The sequence below is a fragment of the Ectobacillus panaciterrae DSM 19096 genome (assembly GCF_000430785.1).
Lineage (GTDB): Bacteria > Bacillota > Bacilli > Bacillales > Bacillaceae_G > Ectobacillus > Ectobacillus panaciterrae.
Map to the genome: position 1 here is coordinate 1 of NZ_AUMR01000179.1, position 2131 is coordinate 2131.

A 2131-nucleotide genomic window follows, 5' to 3' on the forward strand; every position below is an offset into this window, starting at 1 on the left:
ATTGTTCTTTGAAGGGATTGAATAGTCTTTGAATATTGGTTTAGGATTGATATCAGTACCTTTTGCAATGATTTTTATTGTATTAGGTGTACTTTCACGAAAAAAGAAAAATAAATTTGTTGGTAATGGGTTATTAGTAGTAGGAATGATTATTTTATCGGTGAGTGTTCTATTACTCACTGGAATTTATGACCCCTATGCTGACCACATTCGATAAACACTCTTCTCAAAAAAATCGTAATGAACTTCCGATAACACTGATTATGTAAAGTAAAACATGTATAAATTAAGCAATTTATAGAACAATAAACATGTAGGGTTTCCTTAAATTCTACAAAAATTTGATGGTGTAAAAATAAAAGGCTTCAACTTCTCCTGAAGCCTTTTTGTCATGCTTAAAGTACCTGTAAAGGTCAACTTTTATAGATAAAAGGGTTCTAGTGCAAAAAGAAATGGACAATTAATGTAACCTGAATATTACTCTGTCAAATGAAACATTTATTCGGAACCCTGTATGATTTTTCGGATTTTCATGTTTCAATATACTTAAATGTTCGGAACTACACTCATATTTTTGTATATATTTTGACAGCATTCGAGGTTTGCACCAGAACCTATCATACTTTCTTCCATTTTGCGCTTCTACCTTTACCTAAAGGCTCTACGATCCCTTCTTCTTTTAATCGCACTAAAACACGATTAATAGTTGATTCACTTACATCCGGACAAGCTGTACGAATATCTTCTTTGCTGAAGTAACCAATTTTATTGGCTATATAAGATTCGACTCTTTTTTCTTTATTGCCTTTACCCGTTTGCACAACTCCGACTCGTTCTTCTAATTCCTTATAGGCTGCTACAATCGTACTTAAGAAATAATTTACCCAAGGGAAAATATCATTTCGACGCTCATGCCAACCGATAGATGAATGCTGTAAAGTGTCATAATAAGATTGTTTACTTTCATCAATGATCTTTTCAAGACTAATGTAACGTCCTACTTCATAACCAGCTTGGTAAAGAAGTAGTAAGGCCAGTAATCGGGACATACGACCATTTCCATCATTGAATGGATGGATACAAAGGAAATCCAGAAGAAACAGTGAAATTAAAAGTAAAGGCTCAACGTCCTGCTTACGCATACGCTCTTGATACTCTTGGCATAATTTTTCCATAGCAGAAGGTGTTTCAAATGCTGACAAAGGCATAAAGCGTACAAATACCTCTCCGTCTGGAAGTTTCTCACGAATTACATTATCAGCATGTTTCCATTTTCCGCCTTGCGATGGGATATACTTACTGAGCTCACGATGAAGTTGTAGTATAACTCCGGCACTTAGTGGTATTGCATCAAAGGAGGCATGAATGATATCTAATATATCGCGATATCCAGCAATTTCTCCTTCTGATCGGTCTTTAGGTTCTGTCTTGTGTCCCATAATACTCTTTAAACGCTGGTCAGTGATTACAATCCCTTCAATGGCATTTGAAGCTTTTGTTGACTGTATAATAGAGACATCACGTAGCGTGTTTAATACTTGAGGGTACTGTTTCTTATACAAATCTTGTTTTCCTTTATACTCGTTAATGGTAGTAAGTAATCTTACCGTTTCCATAGGCATCATTAATTTTTTGAGCTCTTCATAATGAAAAGGTCTCATAGTAATCCCTACTTCCTAAATATATTCAATTAATCCTATATGATTATGTTATATTATATATTAAATATGTTCATTTTCCTATAAATATATTCATTTATGTGTAATGAATATGTTAAAGGGTGTTTTTAACGATTTTCCGAAAGAAGTCTTCCTCTTCAAGCGTGTGAAGGGCGTAGCCCAACGGTAAGGGGGAGATGAATTTCGGTTAGGCGCAAGCCTGAAGAACATTTGTTCTTGTTTTAGGTTACATATTATGGTAAAATTAGTTTATCGAACAATCGTAAAGCGAGGTGAAATGATATGGCAAACAAAGCGTATAAGTTCCGAATCTATCCGACAGTCGTACAATGTGTTCTTCTTGCAAAAACCTTTGGTTGTGTTCGTTTCGTCTATAACAAAATGCTTGCAGAACGCAAAAAAACATACGAACAACACAAAGAGAACAAAGAAACTTTGAAGAAGCTGAAGTT

3 protein-coding genes are annotated in these 2131 nt (G+C 34.6%); 1 reads left to right on the forward strand and 2 read right to left on the reverse strand.

The genetic code is table 11. The features are described 5' to 3' along the window. Nucleotides 1–180 (reverse strand): hypothetical protein (locus H540_RS34270; RefSeq protein ID WP_211241921.1); only part of this gene is annotated, 180 nt, incomplete at its 3' end. A gap of 437 nt (nt 181–617) precedes the next feature. Next, a complete protein-coding gene (locus tag H540_RS0122045; RefSeq protein ID WP_028402409.1) occupies nt 618–1661 on the reverse strand; it encodes a Fic family protein in 1044 nt (347 codons plus the stop codon). 300 nt (nt 1662–1961) lie between these two features. On the opposite strand from H540_RS0122045, the gene H540_RS0122050 reads away from it, so the two are divergent. Continuing rightward, the coding region (locus H540_RS0122050; RefSeq protein WP_028402410.1) for a helix-turn-helix domain-containing protein at nt 1962–2131 on the forward strand (170 nt) is incomplete at its 3' end.